25 protein-coding genes are annotated in these 20883 nt (G+C 39.6%); 14 read left to right on the top strand and 11 right to left on the bottom strand.

Features of this window, described 5'->3' with window-relative positions; genetic code table 11:
• Positions 1-60 precede the first annotated feature (60 nt).
• Complete coding sequence (locus AC2CZC_RS14605) at positions 61-723, top strand: DNA alkylation repair protein (protein WP_484582341.1); 663 nt, start codon at positions 61-63, stop codon at positions 721-723.
• Positions 724-802: 79 nt separating this feature from the next.
• Positions 803-1276, top strand: coding sequence for a GNAT family N-acetyltransferase (locus AC2CZC_RS14600; protein ID WP_484582340.1), 474 nt, complete (start codon positions 803-805; stop codon positions 1274-1276).
• A gap of 90 nt (positions 1277-1366) precedes the next feature.
• Here the strand turns inward: AC2CZC_RS14600 and AC2CZC_RS14595 are convergent, their stop codons facing one another.
• Together AC2CZC_RS14595 and AC2CZC_RS14590 are read right to left on the bottom strand one after the other, a co-directional pair.
• Complete coding sequence (locus AC2CZC_RS14595) at positions 1367-1588, bottom strand: hypothetical protein (protein WP_484582339.1); 222 nt, start codon at positions 1586-1588, stop codon at positions 1367-1369.
• A gap of 254 nt (positions 1589-1842) precedes the next feature.
• Positions 1843-2067 carry a hypothetical protein gene (locus AC2CZC_RS14590; RefSeq protein ID WP_284019738.1) on the bottom strand — a complete coding sequence of 75 codons (225 nt, stop codon included), beginning with the start codon at positions 2065-2067 and terminating at the stop codon, positions 1843-1845.
• 279 nt (positions 2068-2346) lie between these two features.
• On the opposite strand from AC2CZC_RS14590, the gene AC2CZC_RS14585 reads away from it, so the two are divergent.
• Genes AC2CZC_RS14585 through AC2CZC_RS14565 form a run of 5 tightly spaced genes read left to right on the top strand, consistent with a single transcriptional unit; the run spans position 2347 to position 7001 of the window.
• Entirely contained in the window at positions 2347-3000 is a 654-nt protein-coding gene (locus AC2CZC_RS14585; RefSeq protein ID WP_484582338.1) for a non-canonical purine NTP pyrophosphatase, read from the top strand.
• Positions 2987-3643, top strand: a complete 657-nt coding sequence (locus AC2CZC_RS14580) for a cupin domain-containing protein (RefSeq protein WP_484582337.1) — start codon at positions 2987-2989, stop codon at positions 3641-3643. The genes AC2CZC_RS14585 and AC2CZC_RS14580 overlap by 14 nt, the downstream gene beginning before the upstream one ends.
• A complete protein-coding gene (locus AC2CZC_RS14575) occupies positions 3640-4362 on the top strand; it encodes an SDR family NAD(P)-dependent oxidoreductase (protein WP_484582336.1) in 723 nt (240 codons plus the stop codon). Before AC2CZC_RS14580 ends, AC2CZC_RS14575 begins: the two co-directional genes overlap by 4 nt.
• An 11-nt stretch (positions 4363-4373) precedes the next feature.
• The gene (locus AC2CZC_RS14570; protein WP_484582335.1) at positions 4374-5624 is read left to right on the top strand and encodes a condensation domain-containing protein; all 1251 of its coding nucleotides are present in this window, start codon (positions 4374-4376) and stop codon (positions 5622-5624) included.
• 6 nt (positions 5625-5630) lie between these two features.
• A complete protein-coding gene (locus tag AC2CZC_RS14565; RefSeq protein ID WP_484582334.1) occupies positions 5631-7001 on the top strand; it encodes a cytochrome P450 in 1371 nt (456 codons plus the stop codon).
• Positions 7002-7161: 160 nt separating this feature from the next.
• Here the strand turns inward: AC2CZC_RS14565 and AC2CZC_RS14560 are convergent, their stop codons facing one another.
• From AC2CZC_RS14560 to AC2CZC_RS14530, 7 genes are all read right to left on the bottom strand, one after another.
• The gene (locus tag AC2CZC_RS14560) at positions 7162-7737 is read right to left on the bottom strand and encodes an NAD(P)H-dependent oxidoreductase (protein ID WP_484582333.1); all 576 of its coding nucleotides are present in this window, start codon (positions 7735-7737) and stop codon (positions 7162-7164) included.
• 37 nt (positions 7738-7774) lie between these two features.
• On the bottom strand, positions 7775-8152 hold the full coding sequence (locus tag AC2CZC_RS14555; protein WP_237135889.1) for a MerR family transcriptional regulator: 378 nt from the start codon (positions 8150-8152) through the stop codon (positions 7775-7777).
• A gap of 57 nt (positions 8153-8209) precedes the next feature.
• Entirely contained in the window at positions 8210-8575 is a 366-nt protein-coding gene (locus tag AC2CZC_RS14550; protein WP_484582332.1) for a DUF2306 domain-containing protein, read from the bottom strand.
• A gap of 169 nt (positions 8576-8744) precedes the next feature.
• Entirely contained in the window at positions 8745-8945 is a 201-nt protein-coding gene (locus AC2CZC_RS14545; RefSeq protein ID WP_484582331.1) for a hypothetical protein, read from the bottom strand.
• Positions 8946-9365: 420 nt separating this feature from the next.
• Entirely contained in the window at positions 9366-10364 is a 999-nt protein-coding gene (locus AC2CZC_RS14540) for a sphingomyelin phosphodiesterase (protein WP_484582330.1), read from the bottom strand.
• Between the two features lie 276 nt (positions 10365-10640).
• Positions 10641-10808 carry a hypothetical protein gene (locus tag AC2CZC_RS14535; protein WP_484582329.1) on the bottom strand — a complete coding sequence of 56 codons (168 nt, stop codon included), beginning with the start codon at positions 10806-10808 and terminating at the stop codon, positions 10641-10643.
• A 38-nt stretch (positions 10809-10846) separates the two neighbouring features.
• Positions 10847-11014: a hypothetical protein gene (locus AC2CZC_RS14530; RefSeq protein ID WP_484582328.1), complete on the bottom strand. Its 168-nt coding sequence runs from the start codon at positions 11012-11014 to the stop codon at positions 10847-10849.
• A gap of 385 nt (positions 11015-11399) precedes the next feature.
• Between AC2CZC_RS14530 and AC2CZC_RS14525 the strand changes: the two genes are divergently transcribed.
• From AC2CZC_RS14525 to AC2CZC_RS14505, 5 genes are all read left to right on the top strand, one after another.
• Positions 11400-12011 carry a LysE family translocator gene (locus tag AC2CZC_RS14525; protein ID WP_484582327.1) on the top strand — a complete coding sequence of 204 codons (612 nt, stop codon included), beginning with the start codon at positions 11400-11402 and terminating at the stop codon, positions 12009-12011.
• 38 nt (positions 12012-12049) lie between these two features.
• Complete coding sequence (locus AC2CZC_RS14520) at positions 12050-12760, top strand: sulfite exporter TauE/SafE family protein (RefSeq protein WP_484582326.1); 711 nt, start codon at positions 12050-12052, stop codon at positions 12758-12760.
• A gap of 143 nt (positions 12761-12903) precedes the next feature.
• Positions 12904-14805 (top strand): hypothetical protein, encoded by a 1902-nt coding sequence (locus AC2CZC_RS14515; RefSeq protein WP_484582325.1) that lies wholly within the window; start codon positions 12904-12906, stop codon positions 14803-14805.
• Positions 14802-16505 (top strand): HEAT repeat domain-containing protein, encoded by a 1704-nt coding sequence (locus AC2CZC_RS14510; protein WP_484582324.1) that lies wholly within the window; start codon positions 14802-14804, stop codon positions 16503-16505. The genes AC2CZC_RS14515 and AC2CZC_RS14510 overlap by 4 nt, the downstream gene beginning before the upstream one ends.
• Positions 16506-16557: 52 nt before the next feature.
• Positions 16558-16920, top strand: coding sequence for a glyoxalase superfamily protein (locus AC2CZC_RS14505; RefSeq protein WP_484582323.1), 363 nt, complete (start codon positions 16558-16560; stop codon positions 16918-16920).
• Between the two features lie 41 nt (positions 16921-16961).
• On the opposite strand, the gene AC2CZC_RS14500 is transcribed toward AC2CZC_RS14505, so the two are convergent.
• Positions 16962-18320 (bottom strand): hypothetical protein, encoded by a 1359-nt coding sequence (locus AC2CZC_RS14500; protein ID WP_484582322.1) that lies wholly within the window; start codon positions 18318-18320, stop codon positions 16962-16964.
• A 161-nt stretch (positions 18321-18481) separates the two neighbouring features.
• Between AC2CZC_RS14500 and AC2CZC_RS14495 the strand changes: the two genes are divergently transcribed.
• On the top strand, positions 18482-18847 hold the full coding sequence (locus AC2CZC_RS14495; protein ID WP_484582321.1) for a HopJ type III effector protein: 366 nt from the start codon (positions 18482-18484) through the stop codon (positions 18845-18847).
• A gap of 87 nt (positions 18848-18934) precedes the next feature.
• Positions 18935-19183, top strand: coding sequence for a TIGR03643 family protein (locus tag AC2CZC_RS14490; protein WP_484582320.1), 249 nt, complete (start codon positions 18935-18937; stop codon positions 19181-19183).
• A 47-nt stretch (positions 19184-19230) separates the two neighbouring features.
• On the opposite strand, the gene AC2CZC_RS14485 is transcribed toward AC2CZC_RS14490, so the two are convergent.
• Positions 19231-20808 (bottom strand): hypothetical protein, encoded by a 1578-nt coding sequence (locus tag AC2CZC_RS14485; protein ID WP_484582319.1) that lies wholly within the window; start codon positions 20806-20808, stop codon positions 19231-19233.
• Between the last annotated feature and the right edge of the window lie 75 nt (positions 20809-20883).

Below are 20883 nucleotides of genomic sequence, written 5' to 3'. Positions count from 1 at the left end.
GCTTTGAGCTTTTCCTATAATTCAGCTACCGTGTTTTAAAAAAACGTACTGAAATACGCTATGCATATTAAAGACACCGCACATCAAGCGCTTGCAGAGTTTGGCTACCCAGAACAAAAAGTCAAAACAGCACAAGCTCGACAAATATCAGCAACCCTGTACCGCGCATTGCCTGATCATCATATCGATTCAGTGTTTGAACTCTGTGAGCAGCTACTTGAGTCAAGAGAGTGGATGCTCAGTTTAATCGCCTTTGACTGGGCATTTAGAGTTAAAAAACAATATACCCCAAACACATTTGAGGTGTTTGAGCGATGGCTACTCGAATACGTAACCGATTGGTATGACTGTGACGATTTTTGCACGCATGCTTTTGGTGAGTTAATCGTGCAGTACCCGCGGTTAATAAATAAAACCCATGCATGGGCTAAACACGACAATTTTGCTGTTAGAAGAGCCGTTGCCGTGATCTTAATTTACCCGTTAAATAAAGGAAAATATCCCCAAAGTGCGCCTTTAAACGCGGCGAATCTCTTGTTCAATGATGAGCATGATTTAGTGCAAAAAGGCTATGGCTGGTTACTCAAAGTACTCTCTAAAACCTCGCCCAATGAAGTAATTAATTATCTCAAAAGACATCACAAAAAGATGCCACGTGTGGCATTTCGATACGCACTTGAGAAACTAGATAAGCAAGTCAAAGCTGAGTTAATGTCACTGTAAAGCCAAGCTGTTCCCGTTATGGTAATTTTCGTTACGATCCTTTATTATTTTGTTACTTTATAACAATTATGAGCGACCCATGATAACGATAACAAAGCTCTGTGATAAATACATTGAACAGGTTAAGCGCATCCAAATCGAACAGGATCAAATTGAATTTGCAGGCACTGCGTCAGAGTTTTTAGAAGAAATATGCGACACCACACATTTACATGTCATAAAACATCAAGAAGAGGTGATTGGTTATTTTAAGCTTGATCTCGCCTATGCGAAAAAGTACGATTTTTGCCCAGAAGATGGCGTTGGGATCCGCGCATTTGTCATCGATAAAGGCCAACAAGGAAAAGGTTATGGCAAGCAGGCTGTTGCCGCACTCTTCTCTTATGTAAAAGCATTTTACCCACAATTTAATCAAATTTGCTTAACTGTCAACTGCCGCAATTCGTTAGCTTATGAATGTTATAAAAAAGCTGGATTTACAGACTCTGGCAAGAAGTATTTAGGTAGTCCAGCTGGGCCAAACTATATTTTGCAGAGTTCATTAATTGACTAATACTGCGTATTGGTCGGGATTCAAATATAAAAAATGCCTTATCTAAGTTAAAAATATGCACTTATAAAAAGTGCATATTCAATTCAAGACCTATAGATAGTCCACCTCTGCTAAACCGCCATCACGACGACAACGATCTAAGTCAGCTTGAAACTGAGCCCTGAAGATAGACTTGGATGACCATAAATAATTATAGTTATTTTTATCTATACAAGTTACCAAAATAGTCATGTATGCATGAGCCGTTGATTGTACACCAAGTGTCATCGTCACAGCTGCAATACCACCAAATAACATTGATTTTAATTTCATTTTATTAACTCCCTTGTTTAATCACTATTTAAAACTCGGAGAAAATATATAAACAATTTAAAAAGGTGTAAATACAGAAATTTAACTTTACAAAACTTTACCTTTGCGCTGTTGAAGGTTTATAAAATTTATGAATAATCAAGAATAAATATGATGTTAATATGAAAAAATACAAGAGGTAAGAAAGTAAGAAAGCTATATTCCAGCAATTTAAAAAAGTACGCCCACTAGACAGACGTACTTAAGAACTTAAACTAAATAAGCTTTATATCTGGAAAACCACCTTCGTTAAAGCAACGTGATAGAAAATAGTTTTGCTCCCTAGGGTTAGAGGCAGTAACAGACCATAACTCTATGAATTCAGAGCGGTCTACGCAGGTAATCAGCATGGTACCACTGCCTACTGATGCAGAAACTTGGTTACTTAAAGCTAAAGTGACTGCAGTAATACAGCCAAACAACATTGATTTAATTTTCATTCATCAAAACTCCTTGTTTAATTTTTAAGTGAAAATATATATAAACAAAAAACCAGTGTAAATAATAAATTTAAAAAACCTTACTTCAAATTAAAACAAAACCAATAGACACTTTGATAGAGTTATTTATAATTTAGAAGCTAATTTATAAATAACGGAAACAAATAATTGTCTTATCAGACATGTCTATTCTGAATTAACAAAAAAATTACACATTTCATCCACATTTGCGAATTAAGCTGACTTCATGGGATACATCCAAGCTACCTGAAGAACTGTATGATTGAGCATGCTGCATTTGATGAAATTGTCATAGCGAGCCACAACCTTGGTAAAACGCGTGAGATCAGCGCCTTAATAAAACCCTATTGCCACAAAATTCGTTCCGCTCACGCATTGGAATTAGATGAAATAGAAGAGACTGGCACTAGTTTTTGTCAAAATGCGCAATTAAAAGCACTCAATATTGCCCACCTTAGTGGCAAAGTGGCAATTGCTGATGATAGCGGATTGTGCATAGATGCACTAAATGGTTTACCTGGGCTGTACACTGCAAGATGGGCCGAACAGGCCGGCGGATTTGATGGCGCCATTGACCATGTGTTGACCCGCATGGCCTTAACACAAAAAAGACACGCCAAAATGGTGTGTGCATTAAGCCTTGCTTATCCTAGTGGTGATGTTTGCTCTTTTGTTGGCGAATTACCGGGTACGATTAGCTGGCGCGCATCAGGACACAATCGCATTGGCTTTGAGCCAATATTTATTCCTCATGGGCACAACTCAACACTTGCATCACTCCCCCCTGAGAAACGAAATGTGCTTCACCCTAGAGCCAGTGCATTTAAGCAGCTAAAAGAACATTTGTTTTGCAAACCGGCAATCACACTGAACCAACCGCACTGCGAGGAGGTACGCCATGCCACTGTATGAGCAATGTCTCGAGATCAATCTAGCGTCAGATCTGCAAATTGAACTCAAGCTCAGCTTAGCAAATAAATTAAACTCAACTCAGTTACAAAAAATACAAGCACAAGTGCAATTTTTGTATGACAGAATATGTGAAATAAGCGCAACAGAATTTTTAATAATTATTCCTAATTTACTTTTTTGTCGTTTCAAGTGGCTTGATAGTATTGATATTACTGTGAAACCTCTCTTGCTTGAATATAACCACAACATTATCTGTCAAAGAAGTATTGTTGAATACGAGACCCAGACATTTGGGACTGTCGACATTCTATTTGAAAACGAAAAGTTTGGCATTTATTTGCTTAACATCAAAGCTGGTGAGTCAATCCCCGCACACATGCACCTGCAGATGGAAGAACATGAGCTCGTTTTAGATGAAGGCTTAATGTTTAACGGAGAAAATATAGAGCCCGGTAGTAGCTTTGATTGGCCAAAAGGCGTGGTGCATGGTTATGACAACCTAAGTGCATTACCTGCTACCATCTTATGTATAGATCGTCCTAAGTTTATTCCAGAGGATGAAATTATTGTCAACCATACTAACCCTTTAGGATCAGTGACACCTGCCAACATCAATTACTATCAAGGTATCTCAGCAACATGAGCAAAACAGTTTTAGTCACAGGTGCAAGTTCAGGCATAGGCTACCAAATTTGCAAAGATCTACTAACCAAGGGTGAGCGGGTGATCGGTTTAAGCAGGACCATAGATAGAAGCCACCCGCTTAATGAATTTGAGCAATTTATCCCGTGGCAATGTGACTTATCGGATATAACTCAAGCTGGCGACTTGTTTCAGACTTTGATTGATAATATCGGCTCAATTGACGCATTAATATATGCGGCGGGCGTTTGTTACCACGAGCCGTTTGGCCAAACTAAAATGAGCTCCATCACTGAACAGCTTAACGTTAACCTTATTTCCGCTTTTTTGCTTTGTGAGCAAGCCATTGCACATATGCCAAAACAAAGCACCATTATATTGCTCAGCTCAACACTGGCTGAAAAGCCCATTGCTACCAGTGCGATATATAGCGCCTCAAAAGCAGGACTCGAACAAGTAATGAAGGCGTCGGCAATCGCTGGGACAGCCAAGCAGATCAGCGTCAATGCAGTAGCACTTGGCTGTGTCGATACGCCCATGTTAAGCCAACATCGAGACGATAACTTAGAACAGCAAACACGATTAAAAGCACTCGCTGAGCTACACCCATTTGGACTTGGTAAAGCAAACGAAGTGGCGCAAATCATTACCACTTTATTATCTCAGCCTTGGACAACTGGCAGTGTCATTAAGGTTGATGGCGGCCTTTCATTAAACTAGATAACAGCACTATGAATACATTCCCAATTACATTATTACAAAATATGATGCTGGCATTTTGCAGCGCAGCCCCTCATTTGCCCATTGCCAATGCTGGGGGCGTCATCAAATTTGACCATGTTGATGCCAATAAACTCGTTGAGGCACAAAGAGCCGTGATGGCCTGTCACGCAAGTTTTGATTTTTATTTTCATCAAACGCCCAATGGCATTGAGCAACGTCAACATGCACATTGCGAGCGCTCCTATCCAATTACCGATTTATCCACACTGCCTTTTGAACGTGCAGAGCAAGTAGCCCGTGACAAAATAGAAACGCTTTTTACGACTCCTATTTCTGCATTTGAGTACCCGCTACACAGAAATGAAATTTTCATACTGCCGAACAATCAAGTTTGGCTAGCCTTTTTAGCCAATCATTTAATCTGTGATGGATACAGTGCATTTGCTTACTTAAAGCAAGTTGTAGACTATTATGATAAAGGACATACCCCGACAAATACTCAATTTGAACCAGCTCAACTTGCCAATCAGCAAGCAGAGTACCTGACATCAAACCAGTACCAAAAGGACAAAGCATTTTGGCTAAGTCACTTAGCAGCGTCGATTGAATTTAGGCTCTTTTCACCAACAAACCCGTTAAAAAGTAAAGCGATACACCTTTCTTTACCTCGGTCACAACTCGCACCAGCCGTAGAGTTTTCAAATCAACATGAACTGAGTTTATCCACATTGATGCTGACCCTTTGGATACGTCAATTAAACCAAGATTTCCCCCTGCCTAACTCAAATCAATTGCGTGTTGGTTTACCTGTCCACGGGCGTAAAAAAAGCGACAGTAATTTAATTGCATTTATGGCGAATATGTTGGTTCATGAATTTTCATTATCTGATGAGCTCGATTTGGCAGCACAAGCGCAGAAAATCTCTACACAATTAAAACATGCCTATAGACATAAAAAGCTGCCTCCGGAACTCTTGTATGAAGAGCTTAATTTACCGCCACATATACCCCTGAGTGAGTTCAGGTTTGGCTATATGGAACTGGAAAAGCTCAGCGATACACCGGGTATGCCAAGATCATTCAGCTATGAGTCGCATCAGCATCACAGCTTACCGCTACAGCTGAATGTGATTAACTTCCATGGCGTACATCAGGTAGACTTTTTAATCGAATACAACCCACATAACCTCAATGAGGAACAAGTGGTTAAGCATATCTATTCTCTCTTTGACGCCATTAAAAACATCGCTAGTAACTGACAAAAAATGAAGCAAATACCAAAAGTAACTAACAAGGAGATCAGCGCTTTGGGCATCAAATTTATGGATGACCCAGCAGGATTTCTGATGACACTTGCAGATATATTTGGAGATGTGCTGCAATTTAAACTTGGACCATTTAAAGTCACTTTGATCTCTAACCCCAGCATGATCCAAGAAGTGTTGATTGGGAAAGTGAAGCAATTTCCTAAATCGACTAGAGATACGAACATTCTCAGCAAAGCCATCGGCCAAGGTATTGTCACCGCAGATCAGCAAACACATAAACCACTGCGTAAAATCGCCCAGCCCGCCTTCATGCATCGTCGCCTGCAAAGCTACCAAGGTGTATTTGAGCAATATGCTCTAGAGTCAGTTTCTGAGCTGAGCCATGGCGATACTGTCGATATGGCAGTAGAGATGGAACGGTTATCGCTGCAAATTACGTGCAAAACGCTGTTTGGTTTGTGTCAATCCGAACTGAAAAAAGCCAGTGCTGTATCAGAAGCGATGAATGAATTACATCATTTGCTCAGTAAAAACTTTGAAGCTGTAGTCAACTTTCCTGCTTGGTTCCCCTCGCCGCTTAATGTCAGAGTAAAAAGAGCACGTAAAATCATAGATCAAATTATTGATGAAATTCTTTTAAAAAGAAGGAACGAGCCGTTTCAAGATCATGGTGACTTATTGTCATCCTTACTTGAAGCCACGGATGAAACAGGCAATTCACTCACCAATGAAAATATAAAAGACCATTTGGTGTCTTACTTTATCGTCGGCCATGAGACAACCTCGAATAGCTTAATGTGGTGCTGGTATTGTTTGGCAAAATATGATGTTGAGGCCAATAAAGTATATAAAGAAGTTATCAATCACAAAAGTGGTGAGTCGCTGTCTTTTGATAAATTTCCAGCGACTCTGGCATTTATAAAAGAGGTGTTGAGGCTATTTCCACCTGTATGGCTGATTGGCGCTAGGCGTGCTCAAGAAGATACAAACCTAAATAGTTATAAAATAAGTAAAGGAGATAAAGTATTTATCTCTCCATTTGTTGTGCACAAATTAAAGAGCAACTTTGATAACCCCGAAAACTTTGATCCAACTCGCTGGGAAAATGAGCCCGACATAAAAAAAGGCAGCTATATCCCCTTCGGTGCGGGCCACAGAAACTGTATAGGGCAACATTTCGCAATGCAGGAAATGCTGAGTGTTCTTGTCACGTATTTAAAGCAGACAAGAATAGAGTTTTTAGATGAGCAAGTAGACCCACAAAACATCAATGCCAGATCCACACTCTCTAATCACAATGGCATGCCAATGCGCATAAACAAGCAGTTTCAAGCAACAAGTATTAAAGAAAAACTTAAAGCTTTTTAATGGAGTTGAAGTTAAAAATTGATTCCCTCAAGGCCAATATTCTGTTGTTTATACCGCAATTGATACATTTAATGGGCAATTTTACACAGACTCCGATATATTCTTAAAGCAGTAAACGACGTATCTCATCAAGTAATTTACTGCTAAAAGCGCAATTAAATTAGATCCCTTGGCTACCAAGGGACTTTACCAGCTTTTCCCAATTCTGCTTTTCTTCTTGCGTTGCAGATACCATAGATCCAAATAAATTCGTTGCCGCTTTTTCAACCCCACTAAACTGCAATGTATACTTATCTAACTGCTTCAAAACAGGCCTAGCCTGCTCTTCAAGAAAAGGCTCAGGCATATCCATCGTGAGTACGATGCGGGATGTTTTACCAATCAATAGTGGCGTTGGCTGTGGATTTTCAAGCTCATACTTAAAAGCGAAATGAGGTAGAAAAGATCTATCAAAAAGTCCTTTTAGCTTTGCAGGTAGACCGCCCCACCAAATTGGTGAGAAGATCACAATATGTTCAGCCCATAGGAGCCACTTTTGAAAGTCTTTTAAATCTGGTTCCAAATCTTGCTCTGCATCGTAGCCCGAGTCTAGACTAGGGTTAAAAGCCATTTCAGATAAATTGAAGTGCTTTACTTCATAGTACTCTCTCGCCTCAACAGTGTATGTATTGGCTAATTGTTGGCAAAAACTCGTGGATTTCGGGTTTCCATTAAGAATTAGTATTTTCTTCGTCATCTTACTCATTTCCAATTTTAAGAGGTCGATAACGATTCTACTCTCTCCCCTTAGGGGTAGAGTCAAGCATTGTTGGACAAGAGTTTATTGCCGATAGGCAGGCATCCACTCTTCCTATTCGCTCTTTTAATATCTCTGTTTGCTGGGTTAATTGACACTTCAGTTTTATCAAAAAAGTCTCAATTTTTGGCCAATCGACTTCTCCATTGTCATACACTATCACCGCCTCTAATTGAGATAGCGTTGAGCCCAAAGATTTTGCCTCTTTTATCAGATTCAAAATTTCGACATGTGAAGCATTATAATATCGATACCGTCCCTTTCGAGGTGGTAAAGTGATCAGTCCCCGCTCTTCGTATAGGCGTATCGCTTTTATAGAAAGTCCTGTTTTTTTCGCTACTTCACCTATGTACATAATACTTCTCTGCTCTTTGACAACTTCGCTAGATTAATTTCCAGCCTCAAGTCTCTATTAGAATAACAGTTGATGCAATAGTCGCCCTGGTACACTTGCTGCCACAATGGCTGAGATGACAGTACCAATATATGCGCCACTCATACAGTGCATATGGAGCTTTTGGTTTTGCTTATAAATAGCATAAGTTCCAATGCTCACCGACACTATCACTAAAATTGCAAAAAGATGTAGCCAAGTTAGACTGCCTGTGGGCTGAATTAGAAAAGAAATTAATGACGCTATAATCATCAATACTACCCATACTCGACCAAAAAGCTTATGTAGTGAAGTGCCTTTTTTCATTGCTAGATTAAGAACCCCCAATCCAATAGCAGGAATTACAGAAAACAAATGTATTAAAATAGGCAATGAAATATCCATAAATACCTTTTTAATTTTTATCAAAGGAAACTGTGAAAATATTTATTTAAAATAATTATTCTTTAAGACTGAAATTTAAATTAACAAGCTCAAATTTAAATTTTCACTAAAGTGAAAAGGGAAGTAAATCCCCCCCATTTCACTCGGTAAAACTAGCAGTTACATAACATTAATCAACAAAGGGTATGCCGCCGTTTCTTCTACATATCCTTTCCAAAAACCTTGCTTCATAATGCGACTCAACGGTCTCAACCCATTCAAGAGCCCCTTCTTTATAACAAGACACCATAAATCCGCCATAAGCATTTACAGAGATGGAAGTTGATGAAGCCACCAGTATAACAGCAGCGATTAAGAGTTTATTTAACATTATATTTTCCTTATTTGTTAACACTAAATTCGATACTCACCTTAGATACAAAAACCACTTTTTACTATCGACATTACAATTCAGCCATACCTGACAAGACCATATGCATTAGTATGCTCGTAATATCTGCTAGACATCTATGCTTAATACAGCTCAAAAACTGGTTAATACAGGTCAAAAACTGGTTAATGTTTACACAAATCAATATTGCATATCATACCTTTGATGTAAATAAATATTAAAAATATATATCAGGCATGTTTTATGGAGTGTTTTAATTTCATAAAAGGAAATAGTGAAGTAGCTTATCAAAGTTGTGAGCTGTATATGTTGTAGGAAATTTTAACGATAGGTAAAATTAGAGGTAATTCAAGTAGTGGCCAGGGATTTAATTACATGGCGCACTACTTTTTTCAAATATCAGAATTCAAAGTTTACTTGCACAGGGTAATGGTCAGATAGTTCATTATAATATCCATTATGATAATAGCGCCCTGAACTTAAGTTCCAATTGCCCTTTAAATAGCTCCAATAAAAGTTACGCTCTGCTTTAGGGTAACGAACTGACATGCTCGGATTGTTTTTAGGTTGTTTATAATCTTTATGCCAAAATACATAATCTAAAGTATCGTTGTACTCTAGGCTGTAATCAAAATAGTATGCATTGGCTTTGGTAAACCAATTATGTTTTGCTGAAAAAGAGCCTACTTCAGGTGTTTCAAAGTTCAATTTACTATGAGAAGTCGTCAGCATATCTGCAATTTCATGTTGCTTGCTCCACTCAACATTCATATCACCACCGATGATCACAGGCTCACTGGTGGGAATATTTTCTGCTTTGATAAATGTTTGAATTTCGCCTAACTGCCCCATTCGAACGCGATGCTCTTGCTCTGTATTACCATCATGTGTTGCTTGCAAATGCGTGCCCACAAGATGGTAGCGTTGCCCGTTTTTTTCGATTTCAACATAAGCGAAACCTTTGTTCGCTAAATAATCCCAGCTGCCGCTTAAGCTATTTTTAAAAACATGTGCTTTTTGTGAAATGATTGGGTACTTAGAAATAATCACAACACCACCTCGAATAACAAATGGGCTACTTGAACAGTTCCCTGTTAAGCTATCCCATCCGCTACCGCTGCAATCTTGTCCCACATTAGGCGTTTGATATGGGTAAATATCTGACAAAGCAGATAATGCTTGTTCTGCGTCACCATTGAATACCTCATTGACAAGAATAACATCTGGACTATCACTCAGTGATTTAATCACCGCCGGCAGTCGCTCAGCTCTATTACTTTGGTCCCAATCTTGAACGTTTAACTGCATAATATTGTATGCCATCACCTTAAGCGATTGAGCCATACTCTGTGTGCTCAACAATATCAAAACGCAAAATAGGGTTAGTTTGATCTTCATTTTATCTCCAGTACTTCATTATTTTTGTATGTTTCGCTGAGAAACTCGCGCATTAACGCATTTACAAGACGACTTACGGCGTAACAAATTTCGGTACAAAGAGGTTAAGCTTTGAAAGTGTCTATCTCATTTCAAAAACTTGTTATTTAAATGAAGGTTTTTATTTTTATGTATGACGATTTTAAGGAGAATTTATTACATAGAAATAGAGGGGTTTACAGCTATTTAAATAGCTGTAAATAAGGGGCGTATAGCCCCTTATTTATGTACCAATATTTATGGCGCACATTCTGCCCAAGCTGTTGTACAAATATCAACATCTGTTAAAACACAAAACAATGAGAAGAATCCACCACCATTGATTTCTTTAGTCTGCTTTGCATTAAGTGACTGTTGATTTTTAGAAAGGACTTTTAAATTGTTCTTTTTTATTTTTAATTTCATTTTTCTTTCCTTAGTTAATTCTCATCCCAGATTAATATTTATGGGGCACACTGAGCCCAATTTGTTGTACACAATTCAACATCTGTTACAAGGCAACGTCCTGTGACGAAAAATCCTCCATTAATCTCTTTAGTCTGCTTTGCATTAAGTGACTGTTGATTTTTAGAAAGTGCTTTTAAGTTATTCTTTTTTATTTTCAATTTCATATCTCTATCCTTATTGGTTAATTTTCAAACTTAAACTAGCACAATAAAAACAAAAAAATCAACGAATAAAAATAAAATAATCATTTATTAAAAGACAAGTAAATTACAAAAATAAAAAATTAAAACTACAATACTTTTCAAATTTAAAAGCACACTTTAAAATTTAAAAATATACTTTTCAAATTAAAAAACACCACTTTCACAAAGTCAACGCACTTCAAAACACATAATGATACTTTTCAATTTAAAAAGCATTTCAAATCTTTTAACTTCCTACTTAGTGAAATAGTATATTCGCTTTAAATACCCAATAAATTTATAACAACGCCAAAGATGACAAAACATGTTAAGGTTATGGCAAATCAAAAAACTTACCGAGTGCTCTATGACAATAGAAAGCTATCTTGCTCTATTCAGCGCCATGTTTATCGTAGGGATCATTCCGGGCCCTGCTGTATTTGCTATTACCACCGCTTCTATGACAGGCGGCTTTCAACGTGGTGCAGCAATGACATTAGGGCTTATCATTGCTGATTATTTTTTCATACTCTTGGCGGTATCAGGACTGGCTTTTATAGCAGAGTCTATGGGCAGTACCTTTGCGATAATAAAATATCTATGTGCCGCTTATTTAATCTGGATGGGTATTAAGCTATTTCGGGCAACTCCTGCTATAGATGAGCAAACGCCACCAGCAACCAAACATCATATTGATATTTTGGCTGGTTTCTTATTAACCATGAGTAATCCAAAAGCCATTATATTTTACGTTGCACTGTTCCCTGCCTTTGTGGACTTTCATACTATTACAATAACTGACATTTTGGGGATTTTTATCTGTGCTACCTTAGCGTTTGGTTCGGTCAATCTCGGATATTCATACCTCAGTGCAAAAGCAAAAAGGTTTGTTTCTACATCAAAGCGAATGGGAGTTTTTAATAAACTCGCAGGCAGTTTGTTGTCAGCCTCCGGAGTGGCCGTGGCGATGAGGACATAACAATCTAATACAGACTTCGCTTTCAAGGAAAGATAAATATGGAACTATTGCTCGGACTAGTTGCATTTATAACGTCACTGATTGCAGCCATCGTTGGATTTGGCGGTGGCATGTTACTAATTGCGCTTCTACCATTTTTTTTAAATCCCGCGCTGGTGATCCCCATACATGGACTCACTCAAATTACCAGTAATGCATCACGGGCGCTGTTTTCTCTCTCTGATGTCCAATGGTTCCTCCTCCCCGCTTTTTTTGTCGGCTCGATACTCGGTACTCTCCTTTTTGGTGTTGTTTTATATAACATGCCAACAACCTATATTCCGACAGCAATTGGCCTGTATATCTTGTTAAACCTTTGGTACTCACCTTTTTCGAATTTTATTAAGCGTTTTGAGAACTTCTATATCATTGGCGCCTTACAAACCGGGCTGGGATTAATTGTGGGTGCCACAGGGCCACTATCTTTGACAGTGCTGACCAAACAACTTCAATCCAAAGACCAAGTTGTGGCCACTAGTGCAGTGTTCATGACACTCAGCCATTTAGCAAAAGTTCCTGTGTTTTTGTTAGTCTCCTCTGAGCTATTACAAAACGGCCCTGTTATTATTACCATGATATGCGGCGCAATGTTTGGGTCATATATTGGCACTAAGCTACGTTTATCCGCGAACAACACACAACTCATTGGTATCATTAAAGTGTTACTCAGTGCTCTGGCAGTTAACATGCTACTATCAGCTCTTTTTTAGCCACCTAACAACTAAATAACATACCGTAAAGCGGTTTTTTACCTTTATCAAACACAATACTAATGTCCCAATCAATTAGCTCCACACTCCTTCCATATTCTTAGCATATAATAAAATAGATTTAGATAAGATAGAGAAACGACATGCGCTTGATCCCATATGCTCTTTTGAGCTTAGCCACTTTGACTGGGTGTCAATTCAGCGAAAATGACACGCCTGAAGTTACGGTAGTAACACCAGCTCCGGAAGTACAAAGTAATTTGGAAATCACTGATATATCAACTGGTCCGCTAGATATGTTAGCACCAAGTGATACCGTTAAAACTTATTACACGGTAGATGTAACGGGTTTTGATAATATTGACGTTGAAGTCCATTTTTACCTAATGCACTCCGATGAGCTAGATTCACAAAGTGAGCAAGAAGCTGCAATTGAAGACATTCAACAAATCGCTGTTGTTGAATTAGCAGGGCTTTCTGCTGGTACTAGCGAGCACGAAATTGAACTGACATTGCCAAATTCTTTAGAAGGCGGTAACTACCACATCTTGGCTCAAATTGATCCAAATGACCTACACGTGGAAGACATTGAAGAAGATAACCACCCTTCTGTTGATCACGATCCTCATTTAGAAGGCAACTTCCCACATGCTGACATTGTCGTTCGCCAGCAAGAAGGTCATGATTATAAATTACTTGGCGCTGAATTTGGTCAAGCGGCGCTAATTTTGGACACGCCGGACGTCGACAATGGTGCAAGTGACCACCACTCTGATCTTATTGGTTACTTTGAAGCTGACTATGAAGGCACAAACTTAGGCCTTTCGCATATTAAAGCAGAAGTCATGGTTGCTGGTAACTGGGTTGAAACACACTTTTGGGATGCAACAGCGGGCCAATATACAGACACACTTGCCCATGAATTCAGAGCTGAATTACATGATGAGCATATTGGTTTTGACATCGCATTAGAGCCTGAATTAATCAAAAGCCTACATGAAAACTACGACGCGAATGCACAAAATAACCTTGAGCTGCGTTTTACCCTCATTGATGCGGCCCAAGATGCTGAAACTAACACTGATAACAATCAGGTGTTAACCTCTATCCCGTTCTACTTTTTTGAGCAAGAAGCGGCAACCGAAGAGCCTGCTAGCCGATCTTCAAGACAAGCTAGGTTTACTGAGCAAGCCATCGTGCCAGCTTCCGTTGGTTTGGCCAATATCAACTTCCAAAGTGAATTTGATAAGTCATACGGTGACAAATCTAAGTTCAGTGTTGGCGTAGACTTACAAGGTCAGCTATTTATCGTACCGACTGGCGATCCAGGTGGTCGTATTACCGGTGAAGGTACCGTTGAAGCTTACTTCTTCAAAGCGAAAAATACCTTATTCAGTATTTCTTATAATGGCAGTGCTTACATCAGTGGCCTAAATACAGGTTATGAGTCTGAAATGATCATCTTCAACAATGTTGTGTTTGAAGATGAAAAGTTTACTGCTAAATATGAAAAGTCATGGGAAAAGAAATGGGAAGAAGATAAAACGCTTGCCCAAGCCACATTTACTGTAGGTCCAATCCCTATCAAGGTAGAAGCAGGTGTCACAGGTAACCTAGGCTTTGAACTTACCGTTGGCTACAATGCAGAGCTATACGCTGAAGGCGACCTATTCCATGTCGACTTTGGTGCTTTTGGTCGTGGTGGTGTAAACCTACTCGTTGCTTCAGCTGGAGTACAAGCGATTTTAACGTTAATCGATAATACGTTTGCCATGGAGTCAAATGCAGGATTTGCACTGCTTACCAACAACAACACAAATCCACATATTTACTACGGTATTGAATTGAAGAATGACCTTGATGTCATTTCAGGTAAATTTGGTTTATATGCGGAAACCTATGGTGTTAAATGGTGTAAAAAGTGGGGGATCCCTTACCCTTGTGGTAAGAAAACATCTCGCTATGATCTTTGGTTATATCAAACCAATAGTGTATTTGATAAATCTTGGACAATTTACTCCAAAGAAGGTGAAATCGATCTATGATCACGCTTAATAAAGCGATGCTAGCCAGTGCACTTTGTGCACTGGCTGTTTCTAATACAGCCGAGGCAAGCTGTTCAGCACAATACAACTTTGTTATCGATACGCACACCACATTTAACTACGATCAAGTCAGCCAGCAAGGGCAACAAACCCATATAAAGCTCAATGGATTGTTGACTATCAAAGCTGCAAAGCACAATGACGAAGACGGATGGTGGGCAATCAAAGCGGATAAAGTGACAGCTGGTCAGGGGCAGTTTGCATCAGAGCTTGCTAGCTACACAGTTCCATTTGCATTTAAGTTAGCAAAAAATGGGCTAGTCACAGACTTTTGGTTTCCAACCAAACTAGACACTCAGACGCAAGACCAACTTAAAGGCCTAGCCTACTATTTTCAGTTTCAGCGCAGCAATCCAGCTTTAATCAAAAAAGAGCAAGATACGCTAGGCCGTTATACCGTGTCTTATCAATTTAAAGATGATGAGATCCATCTAAATAAGCACACCTATGCGCTCCATGATAAAACACAAGCGGCATTGCAGACGGTAAACGTCGCTTCATCAGGTCATCAAATCACACCTAATGCATGTTTTTTTGAAACCCGAAAAGGTCAAGAAACGCTGCTTTTTTCTGGTCAATCACAAAGCCTAAATTTAAAAACCAAGCAGCAATATCAATTGCGACCAACGAGCTCAGCATATCCCTCAGCGCTATTTAGTTTACCCACGAATTTAGAAAGCTGGCCAAGCACAGAAAAAACACTCAGCGAGGATGAGCTTGCTCAGCTCAAAAAATCCTTACAAAGCTTGGTGAGCAAAGAAAATCTAACCGATATTTCAGCCTACGATTTAGCCAAACAGCTAAGTCAGTTTGACGCAGTTATCGGCTCACTAGAGACGATATTTTTGCAACAAACACTCTCCGATGAAGCGCAAATGCGCTTGTTTAATGCATTAGGTCAGCTTGATAGCGCTAACAGCCAACTGCTACTGGGCCATATACTGGTTAATGCAGAGAAAGATCCTTTAATGCAGTTCCGTGCCCTTCGCGCCTTATCTCAAGGGCAAAACGCGCTGAGCCCCGAACTTAGCGCCTTGTTGACAGAGCAAATCGAGAGCGGCTTCAATAGCTTAGACTCAGAAGTGACGAGCAGTTTTTATATGACCATTGGTGCCATGCTCAATAGCCGAGCTGCCAATGCCCAGTCTGCTCAGCTACATGACGTATTGTCTGAGCAATTGTCATTAGTCACAGAGACAAACATAAAATCAGCGCTTATTACCAGCCTTGGTAATAGCCGAGATGAGCAGCACTTCGAGCAAATCGACAGCTATGTAGAGGATTCAAATAAAAGTGTGCAACGAGCTTCAATTAGAGCGCTCGGCATGATGCAAACTGAGCAAGCGTACACGAGTTTAGAAAAGCAACTTGCTAAACCTCAACATCAAAATCAAGTCGCGCTGCTAAAAGCGCTATCAAATTATCAACTTGAACCAGCTGCCAGTGATGCTGTACTTGCAATTGCCATGAACAACCCAACAGCTGAGAGCCGTTATGCAGCTATTCAAGCACTTGCAACACAAGAGCGTAAAGACGGTATTAAAGCCACATTACGCACTGCGTTAAAAAAAGAAACGTCTAAGCGTAACTTTAAAGCCATTGTTGAGCTGCTTCACAATACAAAGCAAAGCACACCATAAACTTTCAAATAGTGGCTTCGTCTAACTAATTGTTAGTCGAAGCCATAACTCAATGACATTCCACTCCCCCATTCCGATTATCCGTAGCTTTGATAAGCACGTCACACACGCTTTTTATATCGAATTTTTAGGGTTTAAAATAGACTGGCAACATCAATATCAAGCTGACTTGCCCATGTATATGCAAATATCAAAAGATACCTGCATACTACATTTGTCAGAGCATTATGGTGATGCATCTCCCGGGGTGAGTATCAGAATTGGCTGTGATGATCTTAAGTCTTATCACGCACAGCTAATTGAGAAACAGTTTAAGCATGCGAGGCCTGGCATTATCGAGCAACCGTGGGGACTTGAAATGGCCATATCTGATCCATTCGGTAATAAGCTGATCTTTTTCCAAACCGCCGAGTAGAAGGTGAATGAGTTCACCTTCTAAAAGTTATGGCCCCATGTCTAATCTTTCATTTGTTCTATCGCGACAATCTCAGAGCGGTTCATTGTCAGCTTATAACGTTCTAGCTGAGTGTCCTCACCTGATTTAAAGCGCATAACTAGGTTGATTTGATATCGACGCTCCACCGAGTTTTTCGACACTTTATGCCCTTCAAGGCTGTAAAGCTTGCCGGCCCCCTTTTTTAGATAGCGCGCAAAAGAGCTCATATTAAAGGTGATCCTTTGCTGCACTTCCTCATATCCCGGTAAAAACTCGTCAATCTGAACCTGGTTTTTACAGCTAAAGTGCAATAAATTTGCTTCCTGACGATTTTGTCTGCCGCGCTTTTTAAGCAGCTTATCCACATCATCTGGTATATCTTTCTTTTTGATATGCTCCAGCCAAATGGTTTGCGTACAGACGGTTTCATCATTGACTGAGTTTTTAAATTTGTTGCGCCATTTAGGCCGGCCCTTTTGTACCTTGCGCCACGCCCATTGAGTCAAATCATCTTTAAAGGTTTCTCTCAAGCCATAAATGACTCCTAACAGGGCAATAAGCGCTACCGTGATCTCTTCAAAATTTGACCGCGCATTCAGTACCAGATACATCACAAACGCCATGATCACCGCAGTCACCGCACCGCGAGCAAGACGCTTTAGGTTAGCACCTAAGTTGGTAGTTTCTTTATTAAATACCACGCCATATTCTATGAGCCTTTCCAATAGGCGCATCTTATTAGTGATTCGGTTTGGGTCGTCCAGCGTCACTTGTGAGTTATAGCTTTGCTTTTCTCGATAGAGGTTTTCTTGTTTGCAGAAATCGATTACCTCGCCCCGCTCTTTACTAAACTCACTTGATTTAGGGCCCCGAGCCAGTAACTTTAAAAAAGCTTGCTCTGTATGCCAACTTAAATAATTGTCAGCATTTTGAAAGTACGATTTAAGCCGGTTATCCGGTGGCGTATAGCGTCTTAACTTCACCAAGAGTTTTGCGCTTTGCTCAACCAATTCAATAGCTGCGGGATAAAACTCCTCAGCTTGTTTGATCTTTAAGGTTTGCTTCACGTCCGCATCTAGCGCAATGCGAATTTGATAACAAAATAAATTGAGGTTGACACGATAATCGCTTTTTTGCCCCTTGCTTTGGCTGATAAAACGACTTCGAACAAGTGGAAGGTGTAATTGCTCAGAATAATAGGCACTGTGACACTTGATATTGGCATTGAAGTAATCAACTTCATTGAGCGTGTTCGCATTGATCCCCATGTCGATTGGGATGGAAAAGTATAGATCAAGCTGGTTTGTCTCTTTTGGCAGGAGCTGATAGTTGATTTTAAATGATAGGCTTTCGTCTTGGCTTAGTTTTGCTTTGCTCACTCGAATAATTTCCCTCCTATTTTTAACACCGAGTAAGTATAACACAAATCCTTTTCTTACATTGGTTTAAGCTACTAAAAACTCAAGTATCACGACAAAATTTCATTATGATTAGATTGCCAATACAAGGATAATAAAGCTTTTGATTAATAGGAATTAACATGTCAGACACACAAAATGAAACGCTTGAAAATTTTATTGAACGCTTGACACATCAAGGCGAATCAGTTGAATTTGAACACACTATCCAGCTCATAGATAACTTATATGAATTCACACCTTGTGAATTTAAAAATGGCGAGCTGAATAATGAAGCTGGTAAAAATTTAGGGTCATGCAAAATTCTCGCTTTTGCAAAACAGCACAAATTATCGGAACAAGCCACCCTACATTGCTTTGGACAATACTACCGTCATGACGTCCTGCAAAACCCAGATAGCGATGACCATGGCAATATCAGAAACTTTATTAAGTATGGCTGGAGCGGGGTTTCGTTCGAAGCTAGTCCTCTCAAGGCTCGCGCTTAGTTCGATAAATTAAGGGCTTTCAAATATAAAACTGATCGGTTTGCTAGCCAATACGTACAGTTTAAAAACTCAATTTTTGGCAGCAAAATGGACCACGTAGATACATCCAGAATTATAGAAATGGCTTGGGAAGACAGAACCCCTTTTGAGGCAATACATCGTTTGTATGGCCTTGATGAAAAAGCGGTAATTAGATTGATGCGTGACGAGCTCAAAGCCAGTAGCTTCAAACTTTGGAGAGCGCGAGTTTCAGGTAGAAAAACCAAGCATCAAAAACTGCGCTCTCCTGAAGTCAGCCGTGGCTATTGTCCGACTCAGTATAAACATAGAAAATGAAACTAAGGTATGAATACAACTAGAGTTCATACCTGTTTTAATCGTCATTATTCAATATTTAAATAACCAGTCCGTTGTAGTTCTGACGATTTGAACTTGACTGGGTCTTGCAATCGACAATCGCCTCCCTGCCTCACAAACCCTTTTATAAAGTCAGTATCATCTTCATTTGAAAAACACGTTTTAGGCACCATGATAGACTTTAGCTGTGCTGGTGAAAATGCCCAATTTTCATCTGCCTGCAGCTGTAAACTCTGTAAATAAAGCGCATATACTGTCGCCGCTGGTGCTATCCAAGATGTGTGTTTTTCATAGTCGGGTGCATAACGCAAACCAAATGCATCAAAGTGCATTTTTGGCGTACTATTAGTACCTAATTTTGGGAATATTTCTGCACCGGTATTAATAAACATATCAACCGTTTCATGCATATTGAACTCATCAACATATTCTGATGCAGTTTCTCGCCAAAACTGTTCTCCGGTCTTGTCTAACTGACTATCCTGCACACCCGTTGTGAAAGAAGCTATACGCAATCGGTTATCAAACTCAATAACGTCCAATGCATGAGACAGCGGATCAGCCTCATGCAAAGCGGACTGCAAGCCTAATATATCCTCTAAATTAAACATAACTTCATAAAATGGCTGCAAAGATAGTAGCATTGAACTTGCTTCTTCAATCGTCAACAACCCATCACAATGTTTATTGAAAACACCTGAGACCATATCGGCCGTATGTGAGCCCGAATAGTTAACAAATCTAACACCGTGCTTTTGAAGAACATCTTGTTTTAGAGAATCCGCAGCAGCCTGAAACTTTGCCAATAGTGCATTACTGTCTTTTTGGCATACCAGCTCATGATTCGTTTCAAATGGCCTGAACTTTCTTACGTCAATAATGACAAACCCAGCCCTTGGCGCGTACTCTGCCATATAGCCAATCACCCTATTACCATGGGCGTTTTGGTGGGAGTTTGTCTCTGAGTTAAATTCATCTTGAGGTACGCGTTGCGCATATTGATTACCTAATTCACCTAACCAAAATGACGATGCAAACCCAGGTAAAGACTCCCCGCTTTCAGCATCTGTAAACGTAAATTGATCAAGCTCAGATAATATTTTTACACCTACTCCAGAGAGCAATAAATTTGGGTTGTCAGCAACAAACTTGTTAGACTCTGCATCATAAGCATAAGCCGCTTTCATTCTGCTTCGGTAACGCAGTGCAACTTGTAAGGCAATTTCACGATCCAAAACGAGTATTGTTTGGTCTTCATCGACTCTTTCGCTGTCAAATTGACCATCAGTGAAATTAATACGGACCTGCTCACACAACTCATGTCTCGACTGTACTGGTTCAAGCGTACAATCGATACCTGCTTGCTCCATCCAAGCAATTGTATCTTTTGAATATTCCTCAGCTGCAGCTTTAAGTGCTTTTAGGTTTTGTTGAGGTTCTGGTAATTTATTCGTGGGCGGGTTTGGTTGAACAGGCTCCTCAGGTAGCTCAGAAACGGGCTCTTTGGGTAACTGCGAGACTGACTCAGACGAACCGCAACCTACGAGGCCTACCAAACATATTGCCATCAATACCCTATTAAAATAATGTCTTTGTTTTTCCATTTATCATCATCCTTAAAATCTAATGTGACTTTTAATAGCTGTAATTTACGAGATTTTATAAGGTAATATCGATGC

The sequence above is a fragment of the Pseudoalteromonas sp. MMG033 genome (genome assembly GCF_057197785.1).
This window is presented reverse-complemented; position numbering and strand designations above follow the sequence as displayed.

Excerpts from the sequence above, each read along its gene's own strand:
- AC2CZC_RS14590 (WP_284019738.1), bottom strand. The coding sequence starts at position 2,067 with ATGAAAATTAAATCAATGTTGTTTGGCTGTATTACTGCAGTCACTTTA.
- AC2CZC_RS14560 (WP_484582333.1), bottom strand. The coding sequence starts at position 7,737 with ATGACGAAGAAAATACTAATTCTTAATGGAAACCCGAAATCCACGAGT.
- AC2CZC_RS14505 (WP_484582323.1), top strand. The coding sequence starts at position 16,558 with ATGACATTCCACTCCCCCATTCCGATTATCCGTAGCTTTGATAAGCAC.
- AC2CZC_RS14540 (WP_484582330.1), bottom strand. The coding sequence starts at position 10,364 with ATGAAGATCAAACTAACCCTATTTTGCGTTTTGATATTGTTGAGCACA.
- AC2CZC_RS14515 (WP_484582325.1), top strand. The coding sequence starts at position 12,904 with ATGCGCTTGATCCCATATGCTCTTTTGAGCTTAGCCACTTTGACTGGG.
- AC2CZC_RS14485 (WP_484582319.1), bottom strand. The coding sequence starts at position 20,808 with ATGGAAAAACAAAGACATTATTTTAATAGGGTATTGATGGCAATATGT.
- AC2CZC_RS14555 (WP_237135889.1), bottom strand. The coding sequence starts at position 8,152 with ATGTACATAGGTGAAGTAGCGAAAAAAACAGGACTTTCTATAAAAGCG.
- AC2CZC_RS14510 (WP_484582324.1), top strand. The coding sequence starts at position 14,802 with ATGATCACGCTTAATAAAGCGATGCTAGCCAGTGCACTTTGTGCACTG.
- AC2CZC_RS14605 (WP_484582341.1), top strand. The coding sequence starts at position 61 with ATGCATATTAAAGACACCGCACATCAAGCGCTTGCAGAGTTTGGCTAC.
- AC2CZC_RS14570 (WP_484582335.1), top strand. The coding sequence starts at position 4,374 with ATGAATACATTCCCAATTACATTATTACAAAATATGATGCTGGCATTT.
- AC2CZC_RS14550 (WP_484582332.1), bottom strand. The coding sequence starts at position 8,575 with ATGGATATTTCATTGCCTATTTTAATACATTTGTTTTCTGTAATTCCT.
- AC2CZC_RS14490 (WP_484582320.1), top strand. The coding sequence starts at position 18,935 with ATGGACCACGTAGATACATCCAGAATTATAGAAATGGCTTGGGAAGAC.
- AC2CZC_RS14545 (WP_484582331.1), bottom strand. The coding sequence starts at position 8,945 with ATGTTAAATAAACTCTTAATCGCTGCTGTTATACTGGTGGCTTCATCA.
- AC2CZC_RS14585 (WP_484582338.1), top strand. The coding sequence starts at position 2,347 with ATGATTGAGCATGCTGCATTTGATGAAATTGTCATAGCGAGCCACAAC.
- AC2CZC_RS14530 (WP_484582328.1), bottom strand. The coding sequence starts at position 11,014 with ATGAAATTGAAAATAAAAAAGAATAACTTAAAAGCACTTTCTAAAAAT.
- AC2CZC_RS14595 (WP_484582339.1), bottom strand. The coding sequence starts at position 1,588 with ATGAAATTAAAATCAATGTTATTTGGTGGTATTGCAGCTGTGACGATG.
- AC2CZC_RS14495 (WP_484582321.1), top strand. The coding sequence starts at position 18,482 with ATGTCAGACACACAAAATGAAACGCTTGAAAATTTTATTGAACGCTTG.
- AC2CZC_RS14520 (WP_484582326.1), top strand. The coding sequence starts at position 12,050 with ATGGAACTATTGCTCGGACTAGTTGCATTTATAACGTCACTGATTGCA.
- AC2CZC_RS14580 (WP_484582337.1), top strand. The coding sequence starts at position 2,987 with ATGCCACTGTATGAGCAATGTCTCGAGATCAATCTAGCGTCAGATCTG.
- AC2CZC_RS14525 (WP_484582327.1), top strand. The coding sequence starts at position 11,400 with ATGACAATAGAAAGCTATCTTGCTCTATTCAGCGCCATGTTTATCGTA.
- AC2CZC_RS14600 (WP_484582340.1), top strand. The coding sequence starts at position 803 with ATGATAACGATAACAAAGCTCTGTGATAAATACATTGAACAGGTTAAG.
- AC2CZC_RS14565 (WP_484582334.1), top strand. The coding sequence starts at position 5,631 with ATGAAGCAAATACCAAAAGTAACTAACAAGGAGATCAGCGCTTTGGGC.
- AC2CZC_RS14535 (WP_484582329.1), bottom strand. The coding sequence starts at position 10,808 with ATGAAATTAAAAATAAAAAAGAACAATTTAAAAGTCCTTTCTAAAAAT.
- AC2CZC_RS14575 (WP_484582336.1), top strand. The coding sequence starts at position 3,640 with ATGAGCAAAACAGTTTTAGTCACAGGTGCAAGTTCAGGCATAGGCTAC.